Genomic DNA, 21,396 nt, shown 5'->3' on the forward strand with positions numbered 1-21,396 from the left:
CTACGCGAGCTCGCTTGGTGTTTGAAAATTGCAATCGAGCCTATTCAAAAAGCTGGACCTCGAACTGCTGGTCTTTCGGAGTTGATGCGGCAGCAGTGACGTTCCGAGTGGCTTGGTGTGCAAGCGGTGGCTCCGGCGACGGCGTTTTCCGCCCGCTGTTTGCTTGGATCCCTGCTGGACGATAAAGAAGGCCTATGTTCGAGCCGGCTAAAAGCGATTGAGGGACGGCAGGCGTGTCAGCAGCAATGTATAATCCTACCGGTGTAGGCCACAAAGATGAGGGAGCGGCGCTCAGTTCAGCATTCACTATACTAACCTACGTTACGATTGCGCTTTGCTTTGTGGGGCAATCAATCACCGAGATATATACATCGAAGTATTTATTCGCTCTAATTGCGTTCCAAACCGCCAGGCTTTGTCTCAGGTACTTTCGATCATCTCTCGATTTGGCGATTGGAGTTTCGTTCCTGCTGTTGTACGTGCCGTTCGCTCCGAATCTTCTTATTTTTGACGGAATAGATGCATCGGTAATTATTTCTATTTTCGTTATTTTTACAGACGTTCTGCGCCGATTCGATAATACGCCTGACTTTATCCCGATCTTATACGAGAGAAATACATGGCTTCAGTGGTGCGGACTCGCTGTTGGCCTGTTGTCGATCGTATTGGTGGGAGTTGTAGCACCTCGGCCTGAAATGAGCCTGATGATACCCATTGGTATTGCGTTGTATTTCCAGGAGTCGCTGATTAAACGCGGTCAGGAAAGGCGTGGATCCGTTTTCGTATTTCTACTGTTTGAGATCGCCATTTTGGGGAACCTCTTTTTGTATTGGGGAGGCTACGGGAGGCTTGCCGTTGCCGCATATCTTATTATGCCGTTTGCGATGTTGTGCTCGTACCACCGGATCGGCATCAAGTTTTCATATCTCGTGCTGGCTATGCCTGCTCTGCTGGGGTGGGCAATGGTAGTGAGAGGTGAAGAGGCTAACAGCATAACCAGTGCCGCCGCCATCGGCGTCACTGACCATATGAAGGTCACAGAGTATCTTCGATCGGGTCTGCGTTATGGGGATGTTGGGGTGGTACCATACCTGAAGCAACTGGAATTGTTTTTTTTAAATTGGTTTCCGCGAGACGAATGGGTTAGCAAACCAGTAGGAGCCGGATATTACTCCGTTGACTTCCTATGGGGTCGTATTGGAGTAGGAGAAGATTACAATGTGTCATTAGGGTTCGTAGGTGATCAGTTGTTCACCTTAGGGGATGCTTACCCCATAGGATTGATGGTTATGCTTACAGCAGTTATCCTGACGAGGAGAGCAATCGCTTGGCTTTCAGGAAATAACAGCGTAGCGGCTCTAATCGCATTTGATGCGACCCTTCTAACCTATTTTTGGGGCGGCATGGCTGCATTTGGGGCCCGTGCGTGGTTCGTAATTTTCCCAATCTTGGCCCTCTCACGTTTAGGAAAAGTTTGGGAGCCAGGCGGCCGGCAACCCCGGCCTCACAACGGATAGAAACTACATATAGTCGACCATGATCAGGCCGACAAAACCGTCGCGCGCTCCTGATTTGACAATCTTCATTTTGCCGTCCCAGTCAAGGCCGTCGGCGATCCAGTTCACCAGAGCCTTTGAGGCGCCTCTGATGTTCGTTTCGAAGTGTCCTCCATCCGTTGGTTCGAGCGTGGCCACCAAAATGTCTTTGCCGGCCACAACAAAGTAGAGTTCCAATACGTAGGTCAAGCCGGCGTTAACGTCATCACGCAACAGCCGGAACTTACAGGGCCGTGCGGACTTCGGGAGGACAACCTGTAACGTGGCAGGGTTGCTTCCACTACCAAAGCCGCTGACGTCGTTCGGTGCCCACGTCAAGGTTTTGAGCTCGGCGACTTGCCAGTTACCGGAGTAGATTGTCTTCCGGTCGGCAATGAGTTGGTAATAGCCATCCACCACGGCCCCTGCATGGCCCTCCTGTTGCATGCTGATCTCAGCCGGAATAGCCCGTCGATCGGAGGCGAGGACAGCGCCGCTTCCATAGGCCGTCTGGTCTGCCACACGCTTGTAGTTCAAGAGCCGGCACCGGTTGAGTTCAATCTTACCATTCTCGGAGTTCGCGCCGAGGTTAACGGTCATGTAGGCCTGCACATCCATGGGATGGTTGGTGTGCACATTGTCAAATCGAGCATACACACGGCCGCCAAACCTAGCCAGAACGGGAGCTGTGGAGTGGCTCCCTATGATGCCCATGTCTTCGAAGTGCAGCCGGAAGGCGTTGCTTGTCGTGATCACGCTCGCGGTATTGTGGTCGATAAAGGGGCCGTCCCCACGTGCCTCCATCCGAACACCTCTGCTTGCAAACTGTCCGGTTACCTGGAACGCACCACCGAAATCGGGGTAAGTAAAGGACACATAAGGACCATAGCCGATCACCGAGCCGCCTACGTGGTTGATGAAGGTACCGCGTTCGAACACGATCATCGGCCATTTTTCGGTTGCGTCGGCCGCCTCATCGTTCTCGATGTCGAGGCCAATCAACTGGTGATTGACGGCCTGGATGTTATTGTAGATGAGGCTCTTCCTGCAATTCTTGAACTTGCTGTGCAGGAACATCACCTCTGACTGATATGCATCTGCAACGATAGTTGCCCCGCCGTCGAACCGCACTCCCTCACGGAACCCAACAATACGAATACCCTTGAAGAGGTGCTTCCACGCCGGGCCGCCCGACATGGTGCCAACCAAGTGAATTGCCCTTGATGTACCGGGAGTCTTGTCCAGGAGCTCAATGTCTTCAAAATTGATGTAGTTGACGTCGAGGTCACCGTAAAACATGTTCTTGTGGGCCACCGCATTGTCAAACCAGATGCGGGTCGAGTTGCCGCTGTCGCCAGTGACCTTGAACGCCAGCTTATAATCAGCGTCCGGCATGGGTATGGTGTCGGTGATCCGGTATTGGCGACCTGGGAGGTGGACGTGAAGGCCGAGCGTCATGGCGGCCTTGAAGGCTGCCCGTATTGGCAACGTATCGTCCGTGCCGCTACCTGTGAAATTGTTGTAGTCGCCCGTGGCCCCGAACGCTAGGACATTGAAACCTCCCTCTCCTGGAAGAACATATAGCTTCACTCCGCCTGCTGTTGTTATGTGCTGGTCCCTGGCAGTAGACGGCGCTACCTGGTAGCGGAAGCCTTGAGCCCGAACGATTTCACCGGCGCGGATCTGCGCTTTGCCAACGCCGTCTGAATACCGAAGCATGGTATCAGCCAGACAGGCTGCGACAGTCGCAAAGCTGGATGGGGGTGATGTCTTCGCGTTTGTGGCTTCCGGTGGGCCAGTCGGGATCGACGTCGCTAGACCAAGAGCCGGCGTAGCGCTGAGAAATTGCCGACGGTCCATATTTCGTTCCCTCGTCGCAGGTTTGTGAGGCGAGCGCAGTACATAATGATGGCGCTTCGCCGTCCAAGTGCCGCTCGGCAGCCCGATGCCCAATACCCATAGTATGTTCCTTTGAATTAGGCAGATCTTAGTCGGACGTCGCTCGCGGGAGCGTCTACAAGCTCTCCACGACGACATTCTGTGAGATGTTCCCCCTTGGCTTCTGGTTGAATAGAGGCTCCGTCTCGCCAACGCGCGTATGGTGAAGAATACTGGCGATGCAGCCCTGTGAGTGCCAAAATGACGCCGAGAATATATCAAGAATAGTAACCACTAAAATTGGCCGCGCTGCGCATCGCGATTACAGGAAAGTCCTGCGAATTTCTGATAAAATGATATACTGCTTAATAGTCACGTTTACGATAAGAACTCTAAGTCCATAAAAGGCCGCATCAAGGTGGATAACTGAAACATAACTGTCTGTAGCGTGAATCTTTATCGAAATGCGACGTTTTTGACGCTTCGAAATTTTAACATTATAATGATCGCAGTGAAAATCCGTTATACCAAGCCGAGAAAAAGCGTTATCTACTTGATGTGTACAAAGACATGTCTAATTCATTATGGCTAATAGAGTGTGCTCAAACAGGCACGGCTGAAATCAAAAGATTATCTCGCACGTGCGAAATAGGTTGGAATCAGAACCAAAAACTGTTACGCGCTAATCGCAAACATTGACTTGGGAGCGTCTTGACGACGCAAACAAAGGATCGAAGCAGATGAACGTTATCTTAAAGTGTGCGTTGGCCGGTTTGGTCACATTGGTCGGTTTTGGCTCAGTCCCAGGTTTCGCTCAGGATGCAGCGTGCAGTTGTGCGACGGCTTATCAGGGTCCAGCAAATCCGATCGGATCGATCCGAAATGTAACTGGCAACGTGATGGTTTCGCAGACGGCCGGTTATGTGCCTGCCAAAGCCGGAAGCGCTTTGGACTTCGGCAGTCGCTTGGTGGTTGGTGCCAAGGGCTCGGCGTCCGTTCAGATTGGCGATTGCAGGCTGAGCGTGCCGGCGAATGCAAGTCTCGACATTTCGCGTATCGAAAACAAAATCTGTCTCAAGGTCGTGAATCCCGAACACACTGCTACCGCGGTAAGTCCCGAGCAGACGGGTGCCATTGACCCGTCCCGCAAGTTTGCATTTGGCTTGCCTGCGCAATTTTTTGCAGGCGCGCTTCTCACTGCCGGAGTTCTTGCGGCAACGCAGGATGATAATAACGGCGTGAGCCGATAGGGCGATTGTGAGGCAATGAGTTCATTGTCTTGCGTCAGTGAACGTCAATCAAATGCAGGCCGGTATGTGCGTGTCGCCCCACGCTCCAGGGGCGACAGTCACTCCTGCTAGTACCAGCCCTCGGCTCGTGCCCGTTCTGCTGGGCGATGTAGCTGTGGGTTGTGCAGCAGCACCCTTCCTAAGTCTTCAAGGTGACGCAAATTCTGTCAGCAGGTAGCTGGAATTTCGCGACCGCCACTCTGCGGTCATCAGCCGTGTCAATTGCGGATAAGTTTGTATTTTTTCGCAGCGAAATCGCAGTATTGCCCCCACGTGGCCAGAAACGCTTATGATCGACCTGCATTCTCATATCTTGCCTGGTCTCGATGACGGCTCGCCCAATATTGCTGAATCGCTGGAAATGGCGAGGTTGGCGGTGGCCGACGGGACGACCCATATGGCGTGCACGCCCCATGTCGTACCCGGCATGTACGAAAACGGGACAGAGAATATCGTTCGAGCGGTCCATTCGTTGGAGCAAGCGTTGCGGCGCGCCGACATACCGCTCGCTCTCTATGTGGGTGCCGACGTCCATATAGCTCCAGATCTTCCTAATCAGCTGACCCTCGGCAAGGTGCCGACTTTAAACAGGTCGCGCTATTTTCTGTTCGAGCCGCCTCACCACGTGTTACCGCCGCGGTTGGAAGAACTTGCTATGCGCCTCATAGAGGCCGGGTTCGTCCCCATCCTCACTCACCCGGAGCGTTTAACCTGGATCAAGGCGAATTATGACGTGGTCGAACGGCTGAATAGGCTCGGGTGCCTTATTCAGCTTACTGCAGACTCGGTTGTTGGCGCTTTCGGGCGTACCGCCCACTACTACTCGGAAAAGCTGCTAGGCGAAGGCCGGGTCGATATTATCGCATCTGATACTCATGGTGCTAAGCGCCGTCGGCCTGGCCTTTCGCAAGCGTTTGATGTCGCCGCGAAGCGGTGTGGGGAAGATGAGGCTTATAATATGGTAGTGAGGCGGCCGAGCGACATACTGGCGAACCGGCCGCTTGAGCCTGTTGGAAAAAGTACGTTTGCAAAGATGCCAAGCCCCGACAAGGTCGGCCGCTTCGGGGGGATAGGTCGTTTGCTAAAGGGCGTATCCTCATGATGCGCGATTTGATGAACTGCGCCATGACCGCTATAGTCGTGATGCTCGGTTCCCTCACCATGTCGGCTTGCACCAGCACCTCGCCGACGGCACCGACGTCGATCGACGCGCTGCAACTCACATCATCGTCGTCGGTTCCCTTATCGAGCGGTGGCGCTCTGCGGGTTGTGAAGGATCTTCCTGCTCCTCAAAATAGCCAGAACGGCAGCGAGCAGCCGTTGTCGCCGAATGACGTGCTCGAGGTCGATGTGTTCCAAGTCGACAATCTGAACAGGACGGTTCAGGTCGACGCCAGCGGGCAAATTTCGCTTCCACTGATCGGAACAATGATGGCAGCAGGAAAAACCGTCCGTCAGTTGGAGAAGGAAATCGAAGCGGCTTACGGTGCGCAATATCTGCAATCCCCGGACGTGACAATTTTCGTCAAGGAATCGATTGGACAGCGCATAACCGTTGATGGCGAAGTCACCAAGGCCGGCATCTATCCCGTATCGAGCAACGCTTCATTGATCGACGCGATCGCTCTTGCCGGTGGATTCAATACTATTGGCGACGCAGGAAAAGTCTTTGTTTATCGCAATATTGGTCAAAATACGCTCGTGACGAACTATAATGTCGAGAACATTCGCGCTGGCAAAAGCCCCAATCCACGCATCTATGGTGGCGACAAGGTGGTCGTGTTTCCTTCAAAATCGAAAATCGCCTTGAACAACCTGAAGGACGCCCTCGGAGTTGCGTCAACTGCAGTGAGAATTGGCGTACTCGCGCCGTGACGCGGGTGGCATGTCAACTCCTTATGAACCAGGACCGCCCGCACCATGCTCGATCGTAGCAGGCAACACCAAATAGCAGGTCCGGGACATGGCCAAGCCTTGTCTTCGGATCTTTACTATGACGGCGGCCAAAACTATAGCCCCTACGGCCGCGATGCTGAACAGCATCAGGGCTTTAATCCGCTCAAGCTGCTCTTCTACGCTGTCCACTATCGATGGCTGATCGCCATGATGATGGCAGCCGGGCTTGTTGGCGGCGTCGTCGTGACGATGATGCAGACACCCAAATATCAGGCAACGACGCAACTGGAGGTCTTAGTCCCTTCGGCGAAGGTCTTCCAGGACATCGAGGTGGTTTCCGAAAACAGCGATATCCGAGCCTTTCAGACCGCCCGTGAAAAGTTGAAGAGCCGAGCATTGGCGCAACGCGTTGTCTTCCAACTGGGCCTTAGCGAAAAGCCGGACTTCCTGTTTCCGACACCGGATTTTTCGATAAGCAATATTTTCTATCGTGCATTCAGAATCTCAAAAGCTCCCTCAATCGAAGAGAAAACTCCGGAACAACGTGAAGCCATTGCGATCAAGCGCGTTTTGAGCGATCTCACGGTTAATCTGGTAACCAACACAAGTCTGTTATCGATCACCTTTTTGGACCAGAAGCCGAAATATGCTAGTGACGTGGCCAACCAAGTCGCACAGAGTTATATCGATCAGCGGTTGGATCAAACCAGCGCGACGTCTGATTTAGCGCGGCAATTCATCCAAGAGCAGGTCTTACAGGTCAAGCAGAAGCTCCAGAAATCCGAGGAGGATCTCGTCGCTTACGCGAGGGATGCGGGCATTACGATCACCGGTAGCGACAAGTCGCTTATCGGATCGAACATCGAGGCCCTCAATGTGGCGCTCCAGACAGCAACCCAGGAGCGGTCCGATGCCGGATCGGTTGTGGATCAGATCGACAAGGGACGCGGTGCGAGCCTTGGCCCGGTGCTCGAAAGCAAGGGCCTGCAGGTACTTAGTGATAAGTTGGCTGATCTCAACAGCCAGTATCAGCAGAAGCTCGGCATATTGAAGCCCGGTTTTCCGGAAATGCAGCAATTGCAGGCCCAGATCAGAGAACTGCAGCGCGTTTATAACAACGGTGTGCTGGCGATTACTGATTCGCTGCGGCTCAAGTTCCAGGAAGCTCAAAACAAGGAAGCGGACCTTAGAACCAAACTTGTCGATATGGAAAGGCAGCAGGTCGATTTCAATGATAAGAATATCAAATATACGATCCTCAAGCGTGAAGTCGACTCAAATCGGTCTCAGTATGACAGTCTTATTGCCAAGTTGAATGAGGTCGGGGTCAGTTCCGAGCTCAAGACACAGAGCGCCGCGATCGTGGATTTTGCGACGCAGCCAACGGCGCCTTATTCTCCTCGCCTGAGCATCAATCTCGCAATTGCATTGGCTCTCTTCATGGCGATCAGCAGCTCGATTATTTATGTGATCGAGCTGCTGAACAACACGTTTACCAATCCCGAGCAGATCGAAAAGGAACTCGGACTGGCGATGCTCGGTATCTTGCCCCACGTCGATGATCGCGAGCTCATTGCCAGCATCGCGGACCATAAGTCAGGTCTGTCCGAAGCCTATCGGTCGCTTCGAACATCTTTACAGTTCTCCGGCGCTGAAGGTGCGCCGCGTTCGCTTCTGGTCACGAGTTCTGAGCCGGCGGAGGGCAAGTCGACGACGGCGTTCAAGCTTGGTCAAGATTTCGCGGCACTTGGAGCAAGAGTGCTGCTTGTCGACGGCGATCTTCGAAAGCCGAACCTTCACCGACTGTTTGGTCTCGACAATACGATCGGGTTGAGTAACCTGCTGACTAGCACTGTCCGCAAGGAAGACATAGCTGGCCTCTTCCGGTCAACTAAATATCCCAATGTGACGGTTCTGACATCTGGTACCATTCCACCCAATCCTGCGGATCTTCTGTCTTCGCCGAAAATGGCGTTGATCGTGACCAATCTCAGTAAGCGGTACGACCTGGTGATAATCGACGCTCCACCGATCGTCGGCCTGTCGGATGCCCCTATTCTCAGCCGGCTGGCTGAGGGTACGTTGATGGTCATTTCGACGAAGCAGGTCACCCGTAAGTCGGCGAAGGCAGCCCTGAAGCGTCTGCGTGCTGCCGGCGCCAACGTGGTTGGAGCAGCAATGTCGAAGTTTGCGGTGAACAAGTTTGACTACAATTATGCCTATAAGTACATGAACTATCAATATTATAACTATGGCACGAGTGCCCCGAAACTTGAGGGTAAAGTTGATGACGGCGCAGACCAGCCCTCTCGCCCAAAATCTTCGACGTTCAGGCATTTGGTTCGTCGCATCCGTTCTAGTATTAGTGGCTTCGTCGATAGGGCTAAGTCGACTCCTTGAGACAGATATGCCAGCCATTTCAATGGCGCTGGATCCATTGAATGTCGACGCGTTGATAGGCGAAATTTCCGATGACCTGAACGATACCGCCAATCCCCCTGATGTTGACGCGCTTGCCGCCAGGGCAAAAGGCGCACTTCGCTTTAATGTCGGAGATGCACGCCTCTATAGCTTAATCGGCGAGATAGAATACCGGCAGGGCAAGAAGGATGACGCGTACGCGCTCTTCGATCAGGCACGAAGGCTGTCGAAAACGGAAATCCATGCGCTCCAGAGATCCATAGGCCATTCGATCGAGATCGGTGATCTGTCGAAGGCTGTAAACGAGCTCGATACACTTCTGCGGCGCTGGCCGGATCAGTTTCCGGCCGTCGCCGAGGGCCTTCCGGCAATGCTTTCTAACCCTGACGGATATCACGCCGTGCTGGCATCAATTGCAGCGGGAGCACCGTGGCGGGCCAACTTGTTTTCCGCTCTTGGAAAAACACGCCCGGGGCTCGATTTTGCAAATCAGCTGCTCCTTGACTTGGCCGGATCCGGTGCGCCACCGAAATCGGGGGAACTGTCATCCGTAATCACCGGGTATATCGCGCAGAAGGAATATGAACAGGCTTATCGGCTGTTTCTCTTCAGTCTTCCCGATGACCAGCGAAAGCTGGGTGGATATGTCTTTAACAGCACCTTTGAACCCGGGTACGGGGGGAAGCCTTTCGATTGGCAGGTTCGCGACCAGTCAGGCCTCGAAGTGACGTTCGTGACATCCCAGGATGCTGTTGAAGGGGAGGGAGGGGCGACGGTTCGGTTTTTGGACACGCCGGTGAAGAACACTGCTCTCCAACAATATATCGAGCTGCCGCCAGGTTCCTACAGAATTTCCTTGGTCGCATCCGGACGAGACCTGAAGCTCCCCAAAGAACTGTTCTGGACCATTAGATGTGTGGGTTCGGCGGGCGAAATAGCGCGGTTTAACATTCCTGAGGGCACGTTCAATCGTCAGAGTCTAAGCCAGGGATTTTCTGTTGGACCGGACGTATGCCCCATGCAGTTGTTGCGGTTGGAGACCTCGGCAATAGCTGACAGTTGGCGGTTTCGCTATATCGGTACCTTGGTCATGCACAAATTGAACATTGAGAGAATCTCACCTTGAGCGCGCGACCGTCGGAATGGGACAAATATCTCCTCGGCTCGGTCCTGTTCACGTCCTTGCTGATAGGTGGCGGTACGGCCAGCGGCCTGTATACCGATACGCTGATCGAGATCGTGGCATTTATCTCGGCGGCGGTTGCCTTGTCTCGAACGTCAACCCAAACGACGCCCGGGTCAGTTCTCTGGCTGCTTTTCCTGACGGTGGCGTTGCTTGTACTTCAAATCGTTCCGCTACCGGCAAGCCTTTTTGTCGGTCTGCGGCCGGGACTGCTGCTCGGTGGTCCGTGGCTGACTGATGAAACTCGGTTCATCAGCGTCGGGGTGGGGCGAACAATCGAGTGTCTGCTGTACGTGGTAGCATCGGCAGCTTTTTTCCTGGGTGTCATGCGTTTGCGCTCCGACCAAGTCTACGGTCTGCTCCCCTTCTTTTTCATGGGTGCAATCTGCAACGGATTGGCAGGAGCGATTCAATATTCGCTCTCAGATAACATCGCGATCGAGGGGTTGTTGCCATTCACGATCAATGCAGGACTTTTCGCCAACCGAAACCATTTTTCGGCTTTGCTTTTCGTCTCCATTCCCTTCGTTATCTACTACGGCCTGTTCCGTGGACATCTCCTCTCCGGGGCGATTGGTCTGATCGCACTTCTGCTGCTCCTTTTGGCGGCAGGGTCTCGTGCCGGCGTTCTTATCGGGTTGGCCATCACCCTGGTGTCCGTCATCTTTCTCTCGGCTCGCTCGAGTATAAGGGGCTTTAGCGTATTTGCCCTCTTCGTTGGGCTTTCCGTCTACACGATAGGAGCATGGACGACGATCGATGCAAAGGAGCTTGATTCTGCCTTCGGACGCGCGGAGTTTGCCCGCACGACCATCGATGGAATAGAAGAGAATTGGGTTGCCGGAGTCGGTTTGGGGAATTTTCAGAAGGCCTACCAGATATACGAAAAGGAAGGGATGATATTCAGATCGTATGTGAACCATGCCCATAACGAGTATCTTGAAATTGCCTTCGAGGGCGGCGTGATCGCTGCCCTCTTGATGGCTTTGTACCTATTCCTTCTTCTGTTTGCGTTTGCCAGAATTCGCCGGGACTCCTTTCAGAAAGCAGCGTTTCTTTCTGTAGCGTTCTTGCTTGTGCATTCTCTGGTCGACTACCCGTTGCGCACCGCCGCGCTCGTGATGACCTTCGCCTATATGAATGCCATCATCTTTCATCGCGGGATCACGGAGCGCATGAACCAAAAGCCGGTACTGGTAGAAGTTGACCACAATGGCGACAAGCTGCTTGTTCCCGTTGCAGCGTCTCCGTAGGCGCCGCACAGGCAGTGAATGGTGCACGTAAGTTCCAAGTTCCAAGAGCAGAACTTGACACTGTGAGGGGCGACATGGGGAAAGACTTTGATCTTCTTGGCGGCGAACGTATGGCGGCGTGCCAGATCGACGAGTTGATCGGGATTGCTCGCGGCCTCGCGGCTGACGGTTTGATCAATCAAGCCGAGGTTGAGTTCCTCCAGAGCTGGCTTGCCACCAACGCCGACATCAGCGACCAGCCAATCATTCGGGCTCTCTACGAGCGCACAAACGAAATCCTGCGAGATGCGAGATGGCATCGTCGACGATGAGGAGCGAGCCGAGCTGCTCGATACGCGCTATCCGGCGCTCCGTGCACTCGCCGCAGGTTCTCATCTGCTGCGCGCTTCGCCCTGCGGACAGCAGACAGCGAAGCCTCCACTGCCTCGAAAAGCTCGCGACGGTGGCTCAATTCCGTGACCGGCTCGCCATTTTGAGGAGGTAATCCGTGCAGATGCCTGGCGTGGATCATCCAATCCATCTCCTGTCCGCTCCATTGGCACCGACCTCCTTCAGCCGGCGGATCCTTCCGACCGCCGGATCATGTTGACGATCCCTCGGGAGATTTGCCTCTTGTAAAGAGCGTAACGGTCTGAGCCGTTTTTACCTGCGTTGCTGGTAACTCTACCGTAGAGGGGCCTTGGAAAATATGACAGATGGACCACAATAATCGGGTTTAAGAGCTCCGTCTTCATGATGCATCAGGCGGTCGCCCTTTGCAGTCCGCTGAATGTGCTTTGCGGACGCGGCAGACCGAAATGGTCCCGTAGCGTTGCCCCGTCATAGTCGTGCCGGAAAAGTCCGCGCCTGCGCAAGATCGGCACCACCTCCTCGGCGAATATGTCGAACCCGCCCTGTAGATAGGGCGGCATGATATTGAAGCCGTCCGCGGCACCATTGTCGAACCATTCCTGGATTTTGTCGGCGATCTGTTCGGGTGTCCCGGCCTGGACCCAATGCCCGCGCGCCCCGGCGAGGCGGTGCAGCAACTGGCGGATGGTTGGATTCTCGCGCTCAATGATGTCAAGTACGACGTGGAAGCGGCTGCTCGCGCCGCGCTCGCCCTCAACGCGGATGAGCTCGCGCGGAAATGGCCCGTCCAGATCGTAGCCGGAAAGGTCGGCGTCTACGATGCGGCGTAGCTGGTGAAGAGAGTATTCCGGCTGCGTCAGCTCGTTGAACTCGTCATGCAGTGCCCGAGCTTCCGCCTCGGTTGAACCGATGAAGGGACTGATCCCAGGCAAGACCTTGACGTGGTCAGGGTTGCGGCCAACCGACTTCACGCGCGCTTTTATGTCAGCGTAAAATTCCTGCGCGTTGCCGAGTGTCTGATGGGCTGTAAATATCGCCTCGGCATAGCGACTTGCGAATGATCGTCCGTCTTCCGATGAACCCGCCTGGACGTAGACCGGACGGCCCTGTGGTGAGCGCGGAAGCGTGAGCGGGCCCTTCACCCGATGATATTTGCCGATGTGATTGATTGAGTGGATCTTGTCAGTGTCGGCAAAAATTCCAGAGTCCCGGTCCGAGACGAGCGCGTCGTCCTCCCAACTGTCCCAGAGCTTGGTCACCACATCAACGAATTCGCCGGCGCGCTCGTAACGGTCGGCATGGGTTGGATGTCGGTCAAAGCCGAAATTCAACGCCGCGGACGCATCACCCGTCGTGACGATGTTCCAACCGGCGCGGCCGCCGCTCAGATGATCGACCGAAGCGAACAGCCGGGCGAGATTATAGGGTTCGTTGTAGGTGGTCGAGGCGGTCGCGATAAAGCCGATGCGTTGCGTCACGGCGGCAAGCGCCGAAATCCAAGTCAGCGGCTCCAGCCTGAAGCGGCTTGCGTAGCGGATGTTGTCGGCGAGCGCCGGCCCATCGGCAAAGAACAGCGCGTCGAACTTGCTCGCCTCGGCCTTTTTCGCCAGTTCCTGATAATAGGCGATGTCCAGCACTCTCTCAGGGGCGGAATCCTTGTAGCGCCAGCCAGCTTCATGATGGCCGCCAGGATAGATGAAAAGATTGAGCTTCAACTGTCGTGATGCGGCGGGCATATGTGGGTCCTCTTGGGTGGTGACTCTGAGCGACAGGTTTTCGACCGGTCAGACCGGCAGCACAGGCTTCGTCTCGACGCCGAGATGACGCAGAAGTTCGGAGCGAATCTCGCCGAACCGGCGACCGCCATGATCGCGTGGCGTTGGGATATCGATTGCGATGTCGGCGACGATCCCGCCCTTGTCGAGAACCAAAACCCGGTCCGCCAGCGTCACGGCTTCGTCAACGTCATGGGTGACCAATAGGACCGCCGGTTGGTGACGGGCACAAAGCTGACGCAGCAGATCGTGCATGCGCAGGCGGGTCAGCGCGTCGAGTGCGCCGAACGGCTCGTCCGCCAGCAGCAGTTCGGGATCACGGACCAGCGAGCGCGCCAATGCTACCCGCTGCTGCTCGCCACCAGAGAGCTCGACCGGCCAAGCGTTCTCACGGCCGCCCAGGCCAACTTCTTCGAGAGCTGCCCGTCCGCGTTTGGCTGCGTCCGGTAGGTTGAGACCAAGCATCACATTCTCCAGCACTCGTTTCCATGGCAACAGTCGGGCATCCTGGAACACCACCGATTTCTTATCGGGCGTTTCCAGCCGGCCGGACCCGGAAACTTTGTCATCGAGATCCGCGAGGGCGCGCAGCAACGTACTCTTGCCCGATCCGCTACGGCCGAGAAGGGCGACGAACTCCCCCTTGTCGATGTCGAGGCTGAGCCCGTCGAGAATGGTTCGTGGCCCGAAGCTTCTGACAAGGCTCTCGACCCGCACGACGGGCGCGCCGCTCAATCCGCCAAGGTGCGACGCCATGACAGCGACCTTTCCTGGAAGAAGCTGACTATGCCGTCTGAGGCGAGACCGAGCAGCGCGTAGAGGACGAGGCCCACGATGACGATGTCGGTCTGGCCGTAGTTGCGTGCGAGATCGATCATATAGCCGATGCCGCTCGTGGCATTGACCTGTTCGACCACCACCAGGGACAGCCAGGCATAGGTCACCGCGAAACGCAGGCCCAGGAAGAAGCCGGGCAGGGCGCCTGGCAGGATAACCTCGCGGATGAATTCGCCATAGCCCATTCGCAGGGTCTGGGCCAATTCGACATAGCGGCTGTCTATGCTGCGCAAGCTGCTGTGGGTCTGGATATAGATAGGGATCAGGACAGCCAGCGCGATCGTCGTCACTTTCATTCCCTCGCCGATGCCGAACCACAGCATCAGCAACGGGATCAGGGCGAGCGTCGGTATCGCCCGCTTGATCTGAACAGGGCCGTCAATGATCGCCTCGCCAAGCCGGGACAACCCTGAAATGAGGGCAAGCACGGTCCCGATCAGGACGCCGAACACCAGCCCCTGCGCTGCCCGCCAGGCAGACGTCATCAGATGACCCTGAAGCTTGCCTTCTGCGATAAGATCGACGGCGGTGCCGACAACCGACCAAGGCGCCGGCAGCGTTCTTGGATCGATCAGGCCGGCGACACTGCCGATGGACCAGACAACAAGAAGAAGTGCGGGCCCAATCAGCGCGCCAAACGGGATCGCACGCCCAAGCGCCAGGCGACGCCTCGTCCCGGTCTTGCGGGGCTTTACGGCGGGCGGGATCAACGCCCTTTCATCAGATGCATACCCAATGGTGGGCGCAACCGCGGCGGGGTGTGAGAATGCGTTCATCTGCGTCGTCTCCAGTCTTGAGAAACGGGCGTCATGACGCGTTCAGCGCATTTGTGGCGATCTTCTCGAAGCGCCTGTCGAAAAGATCCTCGGCCTTGATCGGGGGCCTGTTCAGTTCCCGGGCCAGGAGATCGATCGTCGCCTGCTGGCGCGTGATCACGTCGTTCCAGTCGGGCGGGATGTCGAACTGGCCGTCGGCGTCGACGAGATACTGGCCATCTTCGCTGTTGAGCCCCTGGGTGGCGACATAGTAGCCTTCGATCCACTCTTTGGGATGCTCCTGCACCCATCGGGTCGCAAGTGCCCAGTAGCGCACATACTCGCCGAGAGCGGCAGCTTTGGCCGGGTCGTCCAGCACCGCCTGCGGGGCATAGAGATGGGCTGGATCGTCGCGCAAGCCATGCGGGATGGTGGTAGCGCCGTCGGCACCATACTGGTGCAGATAGTGCTTGATGAGGACGCCCCAGATCGGCGCGACATCGACTTGCTTGCTGGCAAGTGCCACCGGATAGGCATCGCCGTTGCTGGGCAGTTCGATGAGATTGACATCCTCCTTTTTCAGGCCGGCGGCCTGCAGCACCCTCAGCACCAGCGCGCCCTGCGCCTGACCCGGGCTGAAAGCAATCCGTTTGCCGCGCAAGTCCGCAAGCGTCCTGACCTCGACGCCGGGTGCAATGCCGAGTTGATAAATCGGGTGCGCAACCGGTTCCTTGCGGAACTTCGCGGCAATGATCTTGACCTTGAGCCCGGTCCAGGTCGCGTGGATGGGCGGAATGTCGGCGACCGATCCAACGTCCAGCGCATTGGCGCGAAAAGCTTCGATTGTTTGTGGACCACCGCTGATATTGGCCCATTCGACCTTGAACGGCAGTTGATCGATCAGACCCGAGAGTTCCAGCGCCCTTTGAGTCTCGGGATCGCCGATGCGAAGCACGGTGCCCTGCGGGATTTCTGTCGGCAGTTTACCGGCGTCCGAACTACCCGCCTGAGCCCCGAATGGCGGGGAAGAAGCGACCAAGGTCACCGCAAAAGCGGCCACGAGGGCGCCAAACCTTCTTCTCGAAAATCTCTCCACAGCTAACATCCTTGTCTTGCTCCAATTTGGAAATGGCTTCCTACTTTCGCTGTGTATTATGTCTATCAATTTTGTAGACGATAAAGTATCGGATGCTGTTCTTTGCCGCCGGAGGGAAACGCTGTTCGCCTCCGATGCCCATTTGAGGGCATGCGTCGCTCGACAGAGGCGGGAGGGGCCGCCGCCTGCGCGGCGACAATTACGGTGTCCGGTTGAGCCACTGGCGCACACGTGCCGATCCGCTCGAACCCTTCTGGCCTCGCGTGGAGGAGTTGCTCAAGATCGAGGGCATCATTCCCGTGACGATCTTGGACACCAAGGCTATGGGCGTTAAGTTCGGTCGCAAGCCCAAGCTCCCACAGGAGCAGCGGCGAGAGGCGTTGGCGCGGCTGGCCGCCGGGGAGGCGAGAGGGTGAGATCGCGCATTGCTACAACGTCAGCAACAGCACGATTTCGCGATTGCATCCGTAGCGTTCACGGCCGGCAGCCGAGCCGTCCCTAGGCCGGAGCAGGCGGGAAACGAAGACGCGTTTCTTTTTGCATGTTGGCCTCACTCATCTCGACTACGACGTCAGCGTCAGTCCCTATGAAGGCAATGGTTGCATAGTCCGACCTCAGCGGCGGAGGATTCGACGCTCGAAAATCCCTGCCCGCAATGAATGCACTGCATATCGTTCCGGGACTCACGGAGACGTTGGGCTACCCGCGCTCGATCATGTTCGATCTGGCTCTCAGCGTTCCGGCGGCGTTCCAACTCGGCCGCGATTTCCTCTCCGGTAAAGGATGTTCCAGGCTTATTCATACCTTAGCCTTTCGCCAGCCGGCCCACCATGCTTCCCATTCGGAGCAGAACCACCGTTCCCCACGCGCAGGGTTTATCCGCGTGGCCAAGTAATATTCCTGGCCCGGCACGTGATAAATATGCTCGCCGCGCTCATTGATGTTGCCCTTGATGTCACAACCTACCTTGCGGGCAGCGACCTCGCTCGATGACGCGCCATAGGAGTGAACGGCCGGGAGCCGGGGCCGGTTGTCAGCCGCAACATAGGCGGCAGACGAGATCGCAAGCAGCGCAAGAACGATTGCAAGCCGGCCTTTCGGCGTTCGCCACCATGGTATGCGCCGTTTGCGCCATGGCTGAGCCGCATTCCCCATCGCCATCTCCCCGAAGAGAGGATGCGTCTGGCAAAGCAAAAAGTCCAGAACTCGCGAGCAAGCGGGGGGGCTTTACCCTTGCGTTTTGACGGCTGGCCTGCGGCCGAGACCCGCGGACTTCGCAAGGAGGGACCGCCGAGAGGCATAATTCGGCGCCACCATCGGGTAGTCAGGACCAAGTCCCCATTTCGCTCTATAATCGTCGGGTGTGAGGCCGTAATTGGCTCGGAGATGCCGTTTGAGAGACTTGAATTTTTTTCCGTCCTCCAAGCATATGATATAGTCGGGGAAGACGGACCGCTTGCGATTGACCGCCGGAACGAGCTTAGATTCTGGTGGAGCAGGCGGTTGTACAATCCCCCTCAACGCAGAATTGACGCTAGCGATCAAGTCCGGAAGATCGGCGACCGGGATCGGGTTTTTCTGGAAAAAGGCCGCGACGATATCTGCCGTAAGGCCCAACAAATCCACGCCTGGCTGTTCAGCATCCTCCTCATTCACGCCTGTCTGTTCAGTATTTTCCTCATTCACGCCTGTCTGTTCAGTATTGACGTCTTCTGCGATTGTCCGTTCTGTATTGTCTTCAGGCATAATCATGCTCCTTGCTTCTTGATAGTTTTTCTACTCGCTCTAGCCGGAAAACCGACATCGGACAGCTCTTGGCTACGCGCTGGCTCAGGTCGGATATCTCGAACTGGGGTACTGACACCGATGACGGCATTTTGTCGCATGACCACCTCTTCATTTCTCCCGTTTCAGGCGAATCCGGCTGCCCTTCGGGCCTCGTTTGGAAGACGGGTGGATCTCGTTTTCACGGACAATTTCACCGTGGAAACCTCACGCTACTATTGCGTTTTGCTCGGCAAGGGCTCGCGGCCACATTCGCCCGATTGATCTAGCCATGGGAGGGCGGCCGCCGCGCCGAGCGATCCCGGATTCGGCTTCCTGGGAGGCCTCGGTAAGCGTTCGAATCTGCGACTAGTCACCATGAGCCTTCCGACCGCTCCCGAGGGCTCGAGGCTCGCCTTGTGGCGCACGGTCGACACCATCGCGAAAGCGAGCATGACTAGGGAGACGTGGCGATGCCACCCGTGCCAGGAACGGGTTTCGTTATGGTCGAGGCCCAGTTCGTTCTTCGCCGTGCGTAGGCCTTCCTCGATAATCCTGCAGCATTGGTTCACTGCGACTAGGGTTTCGATCTCGGTTCCCGCTGGAGACCATGTTGAAAAGTAGCTGAGAGCCCGGTTCGCATCGCGTCGGATCAAGAGCCCCGGAGTCCAGAGCCCGGAGCGGGTTTTGTCATATTCCGCGACGTCCAAGTCAGTGAACGAGCAGTAAGCCCATGATTCAGAACCCTGGAGGGCTTCTCCTTGGGGCAAGCTCCGCCACAGGGAGGGATCAAGGTTCCGCGCGATATCTTCGGCTGTTCCCCCTTCTGGGAAGCGATTTCGGCAAAAGAAGTGATGGTTGGCGTTAACGCTAAGCACATAGCCCTTGTACCAGCGTCGGAGGGCCATCTCGATGTCGGCGCCACCGAAGACGCGGTCAGATGCCACCCAGCTCAAGGGTACGTCGGCAGCGACGGCGCGTGAGATCATAACCAGTGCCAGGCGGGACTTTGTTGCGAAGGTCGTGCCCGCAGGCACGTGGGCCTGCGCCAAGCGGGCAGGGTCATCCGTCCATGCTCTCGGAAGATACAGCGCGCGATCAATAAACGCTTGCCCGTGCCGGGATACATAGGCCGCGAACACGCCGATCTGGCAGTTGGCCATCTTGCCCGTCGAGACGTTGACCTGCCGCGCAACCCCGCAGGACGTCTTGCCCTGCTTGATGAACCCCGTCTCGTCGATCACGAGGACGGCTTCGTTGTCGGCCAGCGTTTTGAGCGCGTATTCGCGCACGATGTCGCGCAAAGCGTCCGCATCCCATTTGACCCTCCCCAGAATGGCCTGTTGGCGCCATGGCCCGGGGTCGCCCGCAGCCTCGGCGCGCATCCAGCCGGTCTTGCGATGCTCGTCCCGGAGCAGGCCTTCAAGGAACAGTCCGGCCGAAGTCGCCACACGTTCCTGAGGGAAAAGCCCCCTAATCAGGGACTTCACCTCGCGTAGTGCCGAGGCCCATATCGCCAGTGTCATTTCAATCGATTCAACCATTCTCAATACCTCCCCCTTGGCCGCCCGGCACAAAATCGAAAAAAATAACTAATTGACATGTGAAACGCAATTGTAATACTAGCCCAGCTCTTCGTTGTTTTTTACCGATAATAGTAATGCCGTGGCGACAATTTGGGTGCCTCTCCACTCTCACATTCTCTTGTTCAGGACAAACTTGACTTAACAACCCGTGATTGCCATAACACCGACGCAGCAAAAAATGCAAGTATCGCTGTGAAGGATAAACGAGCGAATGGCTTCAAGGCTCGGGCAATAAAATTAGATATGTTTAATAAGCGTTGGATCGCAGCGGATAAGCAGCCGATTGCGAAGAAGTAAATAGACGAAGTAGAAGGTGGAAACCTTATTTTGCAGCACTGATCGTCATTCCGTACTTCATGTATGCGCGCATGAGGTGCTAAATGATCGCGTTTGTCAGTGCTATTTCACAGTACGCAAGGGAGTCCCTTGGGCGCTGAAGTGACAACATGGCGTGAAATTGTCTGCATCTCAGCACAGTCGATATCTGTTCACCTGCATCAGGCGGTTGCAGAAGAGTACTTTCGAGATGAAGATAAAGACATCTGGGATGGCCGGGGTTGATAGTGCGTGGATTGCGAAGATTTATGGTCAACGTAAGGGAGACCTTTTCGAGAGGCTCACGCTTGCGACGGCGTATGCTGGTCAACGGGTGAGCATCGCCCACAAGATGCAAGAGAACAGGAATCGGGCTCGCCCCAGGCCAAGATTGACCAACTCTTTGCCCCACAGACTTTTGCAGGGGGCACGCCATGGGGAAGTCGCACAGGGGCATTGCATTGGTGTGGCTTGTCTTGGCCAGCGATGCCAACGCCCACGATTGGTATAAAGACAAGACTGACCCTGTTCTTCATTTTAAGTGCTGCGGCAATCGAGATTGCCATCCAATCGATTCCAGCGACGTCAGACCTACTAAGGATGGCTACTACGTCAAACAACCCGAACCTTACTCTCGGAATGACCCGCCGACGGGAGAGTGGTTTGTCCCAAGGGACCGCGTCCAGGCCGCGCCGGATGAGCGGTATCATATCTGCGAGTCTTTAATGCCAACGTTTCGCGTCGGCAGGTACAAGATGAGGTGGACGTGCTTCTTCGCGCCGCTTGGCACAGGTTCAATCACGAGCGGCGAACGTCGGCCATGAGGTTCATCGCCCTGCAGGATACGAAGCAATTGGGAAGGTATGCTGCCCGTCCTGCGAATTTCGCGGGGGAGGGATCGCGCCTTCGCAATGTCGACGGGAACTTGGAGAGCTTTCCATAGAGGGAGTTATCTCTCTCAGACAGCTTAGCCGGCCCCAAGGCATTCCGGCTAACCGACGGTCCAGTCTTCTGCGTCGAACAGCTGCATCAGGTTGATGCAGGGTATTTTCATGGCGTTACAGACGCCGGGGATCTTGCGTAAGCTGTCCACGCCGGTTTCCTCGGTGACGAGCGTGTGGCCCAACACCTCGGACGTGGCAATGACAAAGCTATCGGCGGCAAATTTCTCTTTGCCGGCGGCGACCAGGCCTTTGTAGGTGTTCAGCACATGCTGGACGCGCTGCTGGATCGCCTGGTCGGGTGCGACAAACATGTCCGCGCGCTCTTTCAGCCACTCATGCAGCTCCGGGGAGCGTTTCTCGCATTCGGCCTGGACCAGAAGGGACGAAACCAGGCGGCCCTGACCGATCAGCTTGTCAAACTCGTCCCACAATCTCGGGAAGCGCTTGGGCTTGTAACGTTCGTACCAGGCGGCGATCAGGGCCGATGTGTCGATGCAATAAATCGTCGCCACGTAGCG

Annotated in this window: 16 protein-coding genes and 1 pseudogene; 8 read left to right on the forward strand and 9 right to left on the reverse strand. The window is 56.1% G+C overall.

All coding sequences use genetic code 11. The features are described from left to right. The first annotated feature begins 233 nt into the window (after positions 1 to 233). Entirely contained in the window at positions 234 to 1,517 is a 1,284-nt protein-coding gene (locus ACFSOZ_RS11880; protein ID WP_379097621.1) for a hypothetical protein, read from the forward strand. A gap of 3 nt (positions 1,518 to 1,520) precedes the next feature. Here ACFSOZ_RS11880 and ACFSOZ_RS11885 read toward each other — a convergent pair whose 3' ends face one another. Continuing rightward, positions 1,521 to 3,395, reverse strand: coding sequence for a hypothetical protein (locus ACFSOZ_RS11885; protein WP_379097624.1), 1,875 nt, complete (start codon positions 3,393 to 3,395; stop codon positions 1,521 to 1,523). 758 nt (positions 3,396 to 4,153) lie between these two features. Between ACFSOZ_RS11885 and ACFSOZ_RS11890 the strand changes: the two genes are divergently transcribed. The 7 genes from ACFSOZ_RS11890 (at position 4,154) to ACFSOZ_RS11920 (ending at position 11,766) form a co-directional block, all read left to right on the forward strand. Next, on the forward strand, positions 4,154 to 4,663 hold the full coding sequence (locus ACFSOZ_RS11890) for a hypothetical protein (protein WP_379097627.1): 510 nt from the start codon (positions 4,154 to 4,156) through the stop codon (positions 4,661 to 4,663). Between the two features lie 328 nt (positions 4,664 to 4,991). Beyond that, the gene (locus tag ACFSOZ_RS11895) at positions 4,992 to 5,804 is read left to right on the forward strand and encodes a tyrosine-protein phosphatase (RefSeq protein WP_379097630.1); all 813 of its coding nucleotides are present in this window, start codon (positions 4,992 to 4,994) and stop codon (positions 5,802 to 5,804) included. Continuing rightward, the gene (locus ACFSOZ_RS11900; RefSeq protein ID WP_379097633.1) at positions 5,801 to 6,577 is read left to right on the forward strand and encodes a polysaccharide biosynthesis/export family protein; all 777 of its coding nucleotides are present in this window, start codon (positions 5,801 to 5,803) and stop codon (positions 6,575 to 6,577) included. Before ACFSOZ_RS11895 ends, ACFSOZ_RS11900 begins: the two co-directional genes overlap by 4 nt. 45 nt (positions 6,578 to 6,622) lie before the next feature. After that, positions 6,623 to 8,998, forward strand: coding sequence for a GumC family protein (locus ACFSOZ_RS11905; protein ID WP_379097636.1), 2,376 nt, complete (start codon positions 6,623 to 6,625; stop codon positions 8,996 to 8,998). 7 nt (positions 8,999 to 9,005) lie between these two features. Then, positions 9,006 to 10,145, forward strand: coding sequence for a tetratricopeptide repeat protein (locus ACFSOZ_RS11910; RefSeq protein WP_379097638.1), 1,140 nt, complete (start codon positions 9,006 to 9,008; stop codon positions 10,143 to 10,145). After that, entirely contained in the window at positions 10,142 to 11,455 is a 1,314-nt protein-coding gene (locus tag ACFSOZ_RS11915; protein ID WP_379097641.1) for an O-antigen ligase family protein, read from the forward strand. The genes ACFSOZ_RS11910 and ACFSOZ_RS11915 overlap by 4 nt, the downstream gene beginning before the upstream one ends. Before the next feature lie 74 nt (positions 11,456 to 11,529). Beyond that, entirely contained in the window at positions 11,530 to 11,766 is a 237-nt protein-coding gene (locus ACFSOZ_RS11920; RefSeq protein WP_143748446.1) for a hypothetical protein, read from the forward strand. 429 nt (positions 11,767 to 12,195) lie between these two features. Here ACFSOZ_RS11920 and ACFSOZ_RS11925 read toward each other — a convergent pair whose 3' ends face one another. The 8 genes and pseudogenes from ACFSOZ_RS11925 to ACFSOZ_RS11955 form a co-directional block, all read right to left on the reverse strand. Next, positions 12,196 to 13,542, reverse strand: a complete 1,347-nt coding sequence (locus tag ACFSOZ_RS11925) for an LLM class flavin-dependent oxidoreductase (RefSeq protein WP_379097644.1) — start codon at positions 13,540 to 13,542, stop codon at positions 12,196 to 12,198. A 48-nt stretch (positions 13,543 to 13,590) separates the two neighbouring features. Then, positions 13,591 to 14,337, reverse strand: a complete 747-nt coding sequence (locus tag ACFSOZ_RS11930) for an ABC transporter ATP-binding protein (RefSeq protein ID WP_379097647.1) — start codon at positions 14,335 to 14,337, stop codon at positions 13,591 to 13,593. Continuing rightward, positions 14,313 to 15,194 carry an ABC transporter permease gene (locus ACFSOZ_RS11935; RefSeq protein WP_095204548.1) on the reverse strand — a complete coding sequence of 294 codons (882 nt, stop codon included), beginning with the start codon at positions 15,192 to 15,194 and terminating at the stop codon, positions 14,313 to 14,315. The genes ACFSOZ_RS11930 and ACFSOZ_RS11935 overlap by 25 nt, the downstream gene beginning before the upstream one ends. A gap of 31 nt (positions 15,195 to 15,225) precedes the next feature. Beyond that, a complete protein-coding gene (locus ACFSOZ_RS11940; protein WP_379098181.1) occupies positions 15,226 to 16,278 on the reverse strand; it encodes an ABC transporter substrate-binding protein in 1,053 nt (350 codons plus the stop codon). Positions 16,279 to 17,067: 789 nt separating this feature from the next. Then, positions 17,068 to 17,430, reverse strand: a complete 363-nt coding sequence (locus tag ACFSOZ_RS38730) for a sunset domain-containing protein (protein ID WP_465264458.1) — start codon at positions 17,428 to 17,430, stop codon at positions 17,068 to 17,070. Between the two features lie 66 nt (positions 17,431 to 17,496). Continuing rightward, positions 17,497 to 18,015 (reverse strand): Ros/MucR family transcriptional regulator, encoded by a 519-nt coding sequence (locus ACFSOZ_RS11945; RefSeq protein WP_379097650.1) that lies wholly within the window; start codon positions 18,013 to 18,015, stop codon positions 17,497 to 17,499. Between the two features lie 419 nt (positions 18,016 to 18,434). Further along, positions 18,435 to 19,577, reverse strand: a pseudogene (locus ACFSOZ_RS11950) (IS701 family transposase); the annotation flags it as partial. A 1,348-nt stretch (positions 19,578 to 20,925) separates the two neighbouring features. After that, positions 20,926 to 21,390 (reverse strand): DUF4411 family protein, encoded by a 465-nt coding sequence (locus ACFSOZ_RS11955; protein ID WP_379097655.1) that lies wholly within the window; start codon positions 21,388 to 21,390, stop codon positions 20,926 to 20,928. Between the last annotated feature and the right edge of the window lie 6 nt (positions 21,391 to 21,396).

It is taken from the genome of Mesorhizobium newzealandense (genome assembly GCF_042682145.1).
Lineage (GTDB): Bacteria > Pseudomonadota > Alphaproteobacteria > Rhizobiales > Rhizobiaceae > Mesorhizobium > Mesorhizobium newzealandense.

Bases quoted from the DNA above. Each gene is read 5' to 3' on its own strand.
- ACFSOZ_RS11900 (WP_379097633.1), top strand. From the start codon at position 5,801: ATGATGCGCGATTTGATGAACTGCGCCATGACCGCTATAGTCGTGATG.
- ACFSOZ_RS11910 (WP_379097638.1), top strand. From the start codon at position 9,006: ATGCCAGCCATTTCAATGGCGCTGGATCCATTGAATGTCGACGCGTTG.
- ACFSOZ_RS38730 (WP_465264458.1), bottom strand. From the start codon at position 17,430: ATGGCGATGGGGAATGCGGCTCAGCCATGGCGCAAACGGCGCATACCA.
- ACFSOZ_RS11905 (WP_379097636.1), top strand. From the start codon at position 6,623: ATGCTCGATCGTAGCAGGCAACACCAAATAGCAGGTCCGGGACATGGC.
- ACFSOZ_RS11920 (WP_143748446.1), top strand. From the start codon at position 11,530: ATGGGGAAAGACTTTGATCTTCTTGGCGGCGAACGTATGGCGGCGTGC.
- ACFSOZ_RS11935 (WP_095204548.1), bottom strand. From the start codon at position 15,194: ATGAACGCATTCTCACACCCCGCCGCGGTTGCGCCCACCATTGGGTAT.
- ACFSOZ_RS11930 (WP_379097647.1), bottom strand. From the start codon at position 14,337: ATGGCGTCGCACCTTGGCGGATTGAGCGGCGCGCCCGTCGTGCGGGTC.
- ACFSOZ_RS11885 (WP_379097624.1), bottom strand. From the start codon at position 3,395: ATGGACCGTCGGCAATTTCTCAGCGCTACGCCGGCTCTTGGTCTAGCG.
- ACFSOZ_RS11925 (WP_379097644.1), bottom strand. From the start codon at position 13,542: ATGCCCGCCGCATCACGACAGTTGAAGCTCAATCTTTTCATCTATCCT.
- ACFSOZ_RS11895 (WP_379097630.1), top strand. From the start codon at position 4,992: ATGATCGACCTGCATTCTCATATCTTGCCTGGTCTCGATGACGGCTCG.
- ACFSOZ_RS11940 (WP_379098181.1), bottom strand. From the start codon at position 16,278: ATGTTAGCTGTGGAGAGATTTTCGAGAAGAAGGTTTGGCGCCCTCGTG.
- ACFSOZ_RS11945 (WP_379097650.1), bottom strand. From the start codon at position 18,015: ATGCCTGAAGACAATACAGAACGGACAATCGCAGAAGACGTCAATACT.
- ACFSOZ_RS11890 (WP_379097627.1), top strand. From the start codon at position 4,154: ATGAACGTTATCTTAAAGTGTGCGTTGGCCGGTTTGGTCACATTGGTC.